General features: G+C 71.3%; 8 protein-coding genes and 3 riboswitches. Of the genes, 4 read left to right on the top strand and 4 right to left on the bottom strand.

What is annotated here, in order from left to right; genetic code table 11:
• Positions 1 to 199 precede the first annotated feature (199 nt).
• On the top strand, positions 200 to 2947 hold the full coding sequence (locus tag RB150_11250) for a GAF domain-containing protein (GenBank protein ID MDQ7821109.1): 2748 nt from the start codon (positions 200 to 202) through the stop codon (positions 2945 to 2947).
• Here the strand turns inward: RB150_11250 and RB150_11245 are convergent.
• The 4 genes from RB150_11245 to RB150_11230 form a co-directional block, all read right to left on the bottom strand.
• Positions 2913 to 3362, bottom strand: coding sequence for a hypothetical protein (locus tag RB150_11245; protein ID MDQ7821108.1), 450 nt, complete (start codon positions 3360 to 3362; stop codon positions 2913 to 2915). The genes RB150_11250 and RB150_11245 overlap by 35 nt on opposite strands.
• Positions 3363 to 3646: 284 nt before the next feature.
• The gene (locus tag RB150_11240; GenBank protein ID MDQ7821107.1) at positions 3647 to 4042 is read right to left on the bottom strand and encodes a hypothetical protein; all 396 of its coding nucleotides are present in this window, start codon (positions 4040 to 4042) and stop codon (positions 3647 to 3649) included.
• 15 nt (positions 4043 to 4057) lie between these two features.
• Positions 4058 to 4219: riboswitch (cyclic di-GMP riboswitch) on the bottom strand.
• A gap of 117 nt (positions 4220 to 4336) precedes the next feature.
• A riboswitch (cyclic di-GMP riboswitch) is annotated at positions 4337 to 4483 on the bottom strand.
• A gap of 142 nt (positions 4484 to 4625) precedes the next feature.
• Positions 4626 to 4826 (bottom strand): hypothetical protein, encoded by a 201-nt coding sequence (locus tag RB150_11235; GenBank protein ID MDQ7821106.1) that lies wholly within the window; start codon positions 4824 to 4826, stop codon positions 4626 to 4628.
• A gap of 2 nt (positions 4827 to 4828) precedes the next feature.
• Entirely contained in the window at positions 4829 to 5797 is a 969-nt protein-coding gene (locus RB150_11230; GenBank protein ID MDQ7821105.1) for a tetratricopeptide repeat protein, read from the bottom strand.
• Positions 5798 to 5940: 143 nt separating this feature from the next.
• Positions 5941 to 6080, bottom strand: a riboswitch (cyclic di-GMP riboswitch).
• 146 nt (positions 6081 to 6226) lie between these two features.
• Here RB150_11230 and RB150_11225 point away from each other — a divergent pair.
• The 3 genes from RB150_11225 to RB150_11215 form a co-directional block, all read left to right on the top strand.
• On the top strand, positions 6227 to 7126 hold the full coding sequence (locus tag RB150_11225) for an amidohydrolase family protein (protein ID MDQ7821104.1): 900 nt from the start codon (positions 6227 to 6229) through the stop codon (positions 7124 to 7126).
• 94 nt (positions 7127 to 7220) lie between these two features.
• Complete coding sequence (locus RB150_11220; GenBank protein MDQ7821103.1) at positions 7221 to 8375, top strand: ROK family transcriptional regulator; 1155 nt, start codon at positions 7221 to 7223, stop codon at positions 8373 to 8375.
• Positions 8372 to 9023 (top strand): amidohydrolase family protein (locus RB150_11215; protein MDQ7821102.1); only part of this gene is annotated, 652 nt, incomplete at its 3' end. The genes RB150_11220 and RB150_11215, both read left to right, overlap by 4 nt.

Genomic DNA, 9023 nt, shown 5'->3' with positions numbered 1-9023 from the left:
GGGGACAGACCCCCACGGCCTCCGGGTGGGGACAGACCCCACGTGGGGGCAGACGTCGCCGGTCCACCGGAAGGTCCGGCAGAACCATCGTCTATTGGGGCTAAAGATTTCCTGCCGCGGGCATGCCCTGGGTACGGGCGAGAGTCTGCGCAGAAAGCCGGGCGGATGGAGCCCCGCAGGTGTTGGCCTGGTGTCGAGAATGCGCGCGCGGCTGATGCTGTTGATCCTGCTGATCACCCTCCCGGCGGTGGGGATGGTCACCTACGACTTCGTCCGGGAGCGACATCGCGCCGCGGCCGAAGCCCGCGGCGAAGCCCTCCGGTATGCCCTGCTGGCTTCCCGGGACGTGGAGAATCTGGTGGAAACCACCGGCGCCGTTCTGGCCGAGCTGGCCCAGCTGCCGGACGTCCGCTCGGCGCACCCCACCCGCTGCCGCGCCCTGCTCGAGGCGCGCCTGAGCCGACACCCGTACTATGCCAACCTGGGCGTCATCGGACCCGACGGCCTGCTGCGGTGCAGCGCGCTGCCGTTCACCCCGCCGGTCGACCTGTCCGACCGCGCCTACTTCCAGCTGGCCGTGAGCACCCGCAGCTTTGTCATCGGTGACTACCAGGTGGGACGGGTCACCGGCCGGAAGACCCTCAACTTCGGCTACCCCCTGGTGGACGACCAGGAACGGATCCAGGGAGTCGTCTTCGCCGCCCTGGACCTGGGCTGGCTCGACGATGTGGCCGCCAATATCGCCACCGCCCTGCCCCAGGATGCGACCCTCACCCTGCTGGACCGGGAAGGCAGAGTCCTCGTGCGCCGGCCGGACCCGGATCGGTGGGTGGGCAGGACGGTCCCGGAGGCACCGCTGCTGGCGGCCATGGTCTCCGGCCCGACCGAGGGCACCGCGGAGGCGCAGGGGTTGGACGGGCGGGTGCGGTTCGTGGGCTACCGCCAGCTCCGGGCGGGGGTGGGCCGCACGCTGTACCTCAGCGTCGGCATCCCGCGGCAGGTGGCCCTGGGGCCCGTCAACGCCGCTTTCACCAGCAACCTGGCCACCCTCTTCCTGGTGGCGGTGGCGGGGTTGGTGGCGGCGTGGGCGATGGGTACGCGGCTGATCCTCCAGCCCGTGGACGCGCTCACCTCCACCGTCCGGCGCCTGGCTGCCGGCGACCTCAGCGCCCGGACCGGGTGGCGGGGCGGGCCGGGTGAGGTCGGCGAACTGGCGCGTGCCTTCGACGAGATGGCCGGAACGCTGCAGCGCCGCACCGCCGAGCGGGAAGCTGCCGAAGCCCAGATCCTCCGCCAGCTCCACACTCTGACGGCGCTGTACGCGGCCGCCCAGAAACTCACCGGGTCCCTGGACAGCCGCGTGCTGGCCGACGATGTCGTCAAGTCCTGCGTCGCCTTCGGCGCCTCCCTGGCCTGGGTCGGCCCGGCGGACCCGGACGGCGTGGTGCGGCCGGCGAGCCGGTTCCCCGCGGACTCCCCTTACCTGGACGGCATCGTCGTCCGTTGGGACGACTCCCCGGCCGGCCAGGGCCCCGTGGGACGGTGCATCCGCAGCGGGGCCCCGGCGGTCGTCGAGGACGTGGACGCCGACCCCACTTTTGCGCCCTGGCGGGACCGTACCCGCGCCTTCGGCTACAGGACCGTGGCCGCTTTCCCCCTGGTGGCCCGGGAGCGGCCGTTTGGAGTCCTCGCCCTGTACGCGGCCGCACCGGGATTCTTCACCCCCGAGAGGGTGGAGTTCTTCCAGGCCTACGCCCACCTGGCCGCGGCCGCTCTGGACAACGCCCGCCTGTTCGAGGAAACCGAGCAGAGCCTGCGCCGCCTGCAGGCCCTGCGCACCATCGACGTGGCGATCACCAGCAGCCTGGACCTGCGGGTGACCCTGGACGTGCTGCTGGACCAGGTGATCACCCAGCTGCGGGTGGACGCGGCGGCGGTCCTGCTGCTGAATCCGCATTCCCAGCACCTCGAGTGCGGGGCCGCGCGGGGGTTTGCCGGGGACGAGATCCGCCGTGTTGCCCTGCGCCCTGGAGAGGGCCACGCGGGCCGGGCGATCCTCGAACGGCGCACCGTCGTGGTGCCGGACCTGCGCGCGAGCCCTGACACAGTTCATGCGGGCGTCGGCCCGGCCGAGGCATTCGTGGGCCACTGCGCGGTGCCTCTGCTGGCCAAAGGACAGGTCAAGGGGGGCCTGGTGGTCTACAGCCGACTTCCCCTCGACCCCTCTCCCCGGTGGATGGAGTTTTTGGAGACCCTGGCGGGCCAGGCGGCCATCGCCATCGACAACGCCGCGTTGTTTGCCGACCTCCAGCGCGCCAACCTCGACCTGAGGCTGGCCTACGAAACCACCCTGGAGGGATGGTCCCGGGCCCTGGACCTGCGGGACCGGGAAACCGAAGGTCATACCCAGCGGGTGGCCGACCTGACCGTCCGCCTGGCGCGCGCCCTGGGCGTGCCGGAGGAGGAGATCGTGCACATACGCCGGGGGGCGCTGCTGCATGACATCGGCAAGATGGGAATCCCTGATGCCATCCTGCTCAAGCCCGGCCCCCTCACCGAGGACGAGTGGGCGGTCATGCGACGCCACCCCGACCTGGCCCGCCAGCTCCTGTGGCCGATTGCCTACCTGCGGCCGGCCCTGGACATCCCCTACTGCCATCATGAGCGCTGGGATGGCACCGGCTACCCCCGCGGGCTGCGCGGCGGCGAGATCCCCCTGGCGGCCCGGATCTTTGCCGTGGTGGACGTGTGGGATGCGCTGCGCTCCGACAGGCCCTACCGGCCGGCCTGGCCCGCCGAGCGGGCCCTGCAGTACATCCGCGAGCAGGCGGGCCGGCAGTTCGACCCCGAGGTGGTCCGCGCTTTCGTGCAGATGATGGAGGGGGAGCCGGCCGACGTCGACCCCGTCGGGGTCAGTCGGCCCCGTGGATCCGCACAGGAGACGTAGGGTCCGCCTCACCCGGCGGGCCGGCGCCGTCTATGTCGAGGCGGGCCTCCACCCACCGGTTCAGCCCGTGCAGAACCGCCCGCGCCACCGCCCATCCGCCCTCACCGGAAAGGATGGCGGTGCCCGACAGGAACGTCTCTTCCCGCCCGCAGCCGCGGGTCATGGTCACCACCACCAGAGGGTGCCTCCCGGACCGGACCTCGGTCACCGCGTCTACGGTCATTTCTGACGCGTCGGGAATGAAGGCCCGCACGGCACGCAGGGTGGCCTCGGCCACCGCCTCCCGCCACTTTCCGCCGCCGGAGGCGCTGGCCACTCCCTCCGCCTGGTGACTTCTGTAGCTCAGGCGCACCCGGGCCGCCGCCGCCTCGCCTGCCGTCCACCGCACGTCGTCAATGCGCAACCGCCCGCTCATGACCGTCCCACCGCAGGGCGTGTAGCACCTGCCGTGCCGCAGATGTGACGCCTCGACGAAAAAACACCGGGGATGCGGCCAGAAGTCAAGCCACACTCTTTGCAGATCCGATTCGCGCGGGCCGCGATAGCACGCAGCCGTACCGGCAGCAGTCGCCTTCGCGATGCGTCTGCTGCGGAACTGCTCCTCCCCTGCTCGCCCGAAAATTCAGCAGCATCCCGCGTGCCGGGAGATTCCCGGCCCCGAGAGGACATCGGTGCCCCGGGCTCAGGGCCCCCGGGCCGCTACCGAAGGGCAGGGGTGAGGGAGAGCCGGACCTGGACGGGGCCTCCGGGACTGGAGGCCAGCCGCAGCTGGTAGCCCACCTCGTGCACACCAGGCGGGCCGCTCAGGACAGGCGATCGGTCGCCCACCCGCTGCCAGGTCCCGCCCGCGGCCCGCCACAGCACATCGGCTCCGGCCGCGTCGGCCACCAGCACCCAGGGGATGTTGCTCTTGACCACCACCGTGCCGTCGGCCACGCCGGCCGAGGTGACCTGCACTGTCGTGGCGCCCTCCAGACGCTGAACGGGAGAGACCTGGATCGAGACCGTCATCGCCGCCGCCCGGGCGCCAGCGGGCATGAGCCCCCATGCCACCAGCGCCCCCACGGCGCCCCACGCCTTCCACCGCCTGTCCATGACCGCCCCTCCTCCTTCGGCAACCCGGCTGACTCGCGAACTACGTTGGCGGTTGGAGGCTGAAGGTTGAAGGTGGGAAAGCCCGCATCTTTCAACCTTCACCCGTGGACCTTCAACGCCTTCCGGAGTCCCGTGGCTTTGCGTCCCCGCCTCGCGACGGGTTTGCCCTTATCGGGATGAGGACCGGGCCTCACCCGTCCTGCGGCTCCTGGCCGCCACCACCTCCCGGGAAAAACTCAACGCCCGCACGTTCCTTGAGGCGGGCGCCGCGTCTAACAACACTGCGCCCTCACCTTCGGCAACCCGGCTGACTCCCGGACGGCGGTGAAGGTTGAGGGTTGAAGGTCGAAGGGGAGCGGCCTTCCACCGTGGACCTTCAACGCCGTCGAGAGTCCCGTGGCTTTGCGTCCCCGCCTCGCGGCGGGTTTGCCTTTATCGGTATGAGGACCGCGTCTCGCGTATCCTGTTTGGCCTGGCTACCCGGACAGGTCCTCCGGCCCGTCCTTTATGACTGTACAGCAACTCCCATGCCGGTGTCTTGCCTCGGAGTTCCATCGACCTTCCCCAGTGTTCTCCCTTCTCGCTACTCCCACTCCACGTGGGGCCGCGCTGGCCCGTCATGCTCCCACGCCGCCGGAGCCTGATGGTCCAGGCCGGCCGGCGACTTGTTGAACGATCCCTGCTCGGCCCGGGCGGTGGGGTTCTCAGGCCGCGCCGTACCGGCGGCCGGGACGAGGCCCAGCAGGACAACACCGATCAGGACCGCCACCACTGCCGCGCGCATGATCATCCCTCCTTTCCGTGATGAGGTATCACTCGGCGGGTCGATCCGATGCCCAGGGAGAAATTCACCGGGATGTGCAGGCCGTGCCGGCGAGCGTACATCTCCGCCGCCAGGGCCTGCAGCCGTCCGTCCAGCGTCAGGTCGGCCTCGGCGTGCAGTCGGACCACCAGCGGCAGCAGGTCCAGCAGAGCCGGCGGCCGTCCCAGACTGACGGCCAGCTCCACGGCCATGCGGGCGTACCCCAGGGCCACGGCCAGGTCGTCGGCCCGCGACGCGTCTGCGGCCACCAGGAGAGCCTGGAGGTAGGTGTCGGGGTCGGTGAGGGACTCGGCCGTATCAATCACCTCCAGGGTCTCCACCAGGGACCCCACCCAGTCGCCCCGCAGCAGCTGCAGGCGGGCCCGCTCCACTCGGATGCGGGCCCGCGGCTCACCCAGGGCGGCCTTTTCGTCCCCGGCCTGGCCCAGGGCCGCCTCGGCTGCATCGAACTCGCCGCGATCCCCGTGCACCCAGCCCAGGTTGTGCAGCGCGTCCGCCGCCTGGGAGGCCATCCCCGCCTCCAGGTAGGCGGCCCGGGCCTCCCGGAACAGCTTGGCGGCCTCGTCAAACGCCCCCAGGTAGCGCTCGGCCAGCCCCAGGTTGTACAACGCCTGGGCGATGGCGCGGGGGCGGCCTCCCTCTTCGGCCAGCAGCAGCGCCTGGCGGCCGGCATCCCACGCTTCGCGGATCCGCGATGCCTGGTAGAGGGCGGCGGTCAGGTTGGCGTACAGGCGGGTGAGGCGGCCGTGGCGGTCCAGATGGTCGAGGCTGACCAGCTCCACGGCCTTGCGGAAACAGGCGGCGGCTGCGTCGGCGTCGCCGGCCTCCAGGGCGCACGCCCCGGCCCGCCCCCACAGCTTGGACGCTTCATCGGGATCGGCAGCCTCGGCCAGCTCTGCCGCCCGGGCGTAAAGTGGATACGCCTGGGTCATTCGCCCCTGAGTCCGAAACCGCAGCGCCGCTGTCTCCAGCCTCCTGACTTCGGGACCCGCGTCCATCGGCTCGCCCCCACACGCATGCACGCCCACCTCCTCCCGAAGATGGGCGTGCATGCCTGTCCGCAGCCATCCTCACCTTCGGCAACCCGGCTGACTCCCGGACGGCGTTGAAGGTTGAAGGTCGAAGGGGAGCGGCCTTCCACCATGGACCTTCAACGCCGTCGAGAGTCCCGTGGCTTTGCGTCCCCGCCTCGCGGCGGGTTTGCCTTTATCGGTATGAGGACCGCGTCTCGCGTATCCTGTTTTGTGGAAGACGCCTCGCGGACGTCCCCCACCCCACGGTCAGCAAGATCCGTGCCGCGGCCCACCGGGCGCCGCCCGGAGGGGTCGTTGCCTTGACGATGCCGGCGGACCGGCCGTATCGTGAAGGCCGTGGCGATCTTCGACAGTCACCTGCACCTGATCACCGCCGACATGCTGCGGCGGCAACGGGACCGCCTGCCCGCCTATAGGCAGAAGGCGGTCCAGGCGGCGACGGTACGCGGCAAGTCCTACGACGACAGGCTGGCCGAACTCGATGGCAAAACCCTGGAAGATCACGCGCGGTACTGGCTGGCCGAGTTCGACGCCGCCGGGGTGGAGGCCGGCGCCTTCATCGCGGTGGGGGAAGCCAACGAGGAACTGGCCGCGTTCGTCGCCCTCAACCCCCGCCGCCTGTTCGGCTGGGGGTCGCTGGCGGACCCGCGCCACCCGGACGCCGCGCGCACCGTCGCCCGGTTCCGCGCCCTGGGCCTGAGCGGGCTGAAGCTGTATCCGCCCATCCAGCGCTTCCACGCCAACGACAGGATCCTGTATCCCGTCTACGAGGCGGCGGCGGAACACGGCCTGCCCGTTTTGTTTCACTTCGGCATCACGGTGGGCAGCTTCTACGACCTGACCTACGCCAATCCTCTCTCCCTGTCGGCGCCCGTGAAGGAGTTTCCCGAGGTCACCTTCATCATCGCCCACTTCGGGGCCGGCTTCCTGCGGGAAACGCTGTTTCTGGCCTACCACACCGAGAACGTGTGCGTGGATACCTCCGGCACCAACAACTGGCGGGACTACTCCCCCGGCGCCCCCTCCCTGGAGCAGGTGTTCCGGGACGCCCTGCGGGCCTACGGCCCCCGGCGCATCCTCTTCGGCACCGACTCCACCGTGTGGGGCGGCTACCGCCACCACATCCTCCGCGAGCAGGCCGACATCCTCGCACGCCTGGAACTGTCTGATCAGGACCGGCAGGCCATCCTGCGGGACAACGCGCGCCGGCTGCTGGCGCGGTCCTGAGGCCGGCAGGAAACACCTGCCCCCGCGACGAATTAGGAGCAAAGATTTGTTCGAAACCCGAACGAATTAACCCGCAGAACCGGGCGAGGGGAGCGTGGAGACGCCTCCGGTGGTGGGCAGGCCGTTCCTGCTGCGGGCGCTCAATGAGCAGGCGGTGCTGGAGGCCCTGCGCAAGAACGGCCCCCTCACCCGGACGGCGCTGACCTCCCGGCTGCACCTCAGCAAGTCCACCGTCTCCGCCATCGTCCACTCCCTGCTCGCCCAGCGTCTGGTCACCGAGCACCGGGCCGCCCGCGCGGGGGTGGGCCGCCGCCCCCGGCAGGTCGCCCTCAACCCCGACGCGGGCTACGTGGTGGGGGTGGACCTGGGAGCCACCAGGGCCCGGCTGGCCGTGGCCGACCTCTCGGGACAGGTCCGCGCGCGCCGGGAATCCCCCACGCCCCAGACCTCCCTGGACGACCTGCTGCGAACCCTGGACCGGATGTACGCCCGCGCCCTGGCGGACGCGCGGGTGCCGCGCCGGCGGGTGACGGCCCTGGGCATCGGCGTCCCGGGAGCCGTGGACGCCGCGGGCGAAGTCGTCCGCCTGTGCGTCAACGTGCCCTACCTCAACGGCGCGGAACTGCGCCAGGCCCTCCAGAACCGGCTGCGGGTGGCGGTGGTGATGGACAACGACGTCAACCTGGCGGCGGTGGGGGAGAAGTGGCGCGGGCGCGCGGGGGCAGTGCCCAACTTTGCGTACCTGGCCGTCGGCACCGGCGTCGGCATGGGCATCGTGCTCGGCGGTGAACTGTACCGGGGAGCCACCGGCTATGCGGGAGAGGTCGGCTATCTGCCGGTCCCGGCCGGAGGAACCCACGCGCCGGTGGAAACCTTCCTGGGCGGCCCCGGCGTCGCCCGGCTGGCCCGGGAGCGCGCGGACCGCGCGACGCCGGAAGACCTGTTCGCCGCGGCCCGCGCCGGCGATCCCCGGGCCCGGCGGGTGGTGGATCAGGTGGCCCGCCTGCTGGCCTGGACCATCGCCTGCGTGAACGCCACGCTGGATCTCTCCCTGATCGTGCTGGGCGGGGGCATCGGACAGAACGCTGATCTCCTTCTGGACCCGGTGCGCGAGCATCTGCAGACCCTGGTTCCCTTTGCCCCGGAGGTCGCGCCGTCGGCCCTGGCCGGCGAGGCGTCGTTGCTGGGGGCGGTGGCGGTGGCGCTGCGGGCCGGCCGGGCTCTGGCGGCGGGAGGGCGGCGCCGGTGACCAGCGCGTTCGGGATTCCGCTGCTGGACTTCCACGCCCACTTCCCCCACCCCGACGAGGACCTGTGGGGAGCCTGGGGGCGGGCCTACGCCGCCCGCCGCGGGCAGGCCAGGCTGGACCTGCTGACCCGCCGGAACTACCAGGCGCAGGTGGAGTGGTGGCGCCGGTGGTCCTTTCCCCTCCCCGAGCAGCTGCCGGTGGGTGAGGCCGTCCGCCGGTGGGCCCGGGAGGTGGACCGGTACGGCCTGGAGGCCATCGTCTTCGTCACCGGAGGAGGCAACGACGCGCTGGCGGAGATCTGCCGGGCGCACCCGCGCTTTGTAGGGTTCGCCCACCACGACCCCTTCAGCCCCCGCGCCGCCGACGAGCTGCGGCGGGCGGTGCGCGAGCTGGGGTTGCGCGGCTACAAGATCCTGGCGCCGTCTGTGGCCGGCGCCCTCGACGATCCGGCCCTGGACCCGGTGTGGGAGGCGTGCGAGGAGTTGCAGATCCCGGTCCTGGTGCACTTCGGGCCGCTGAGCGGGGGCGGGGGAATCGCCTACTCCCGCAACATCAGCCCGCTGGCCTTGCACGACGTGGCCAAGGGGTTTCCCACCGTCCCGTTCGTGATCCCCCACTTCGGCTGCGGGTACCCCACCGAGCTGCTGC

This window comes from Armatimonadota bacterium, assembly GCA_031081675.1.
In the GTDB taxonomy this organism is placed as follows: domain Bacteria; phylum Sysuimicrobiota; class Sysuimicrobiia; order Sysuimicrobiales; family Kaftiobacteriaceae; genus Calidihabitans; species Calidihabitans tengchongensis.
This window is presented reverse-complemented; position numbering and strand designations above follow the sequence as displayed.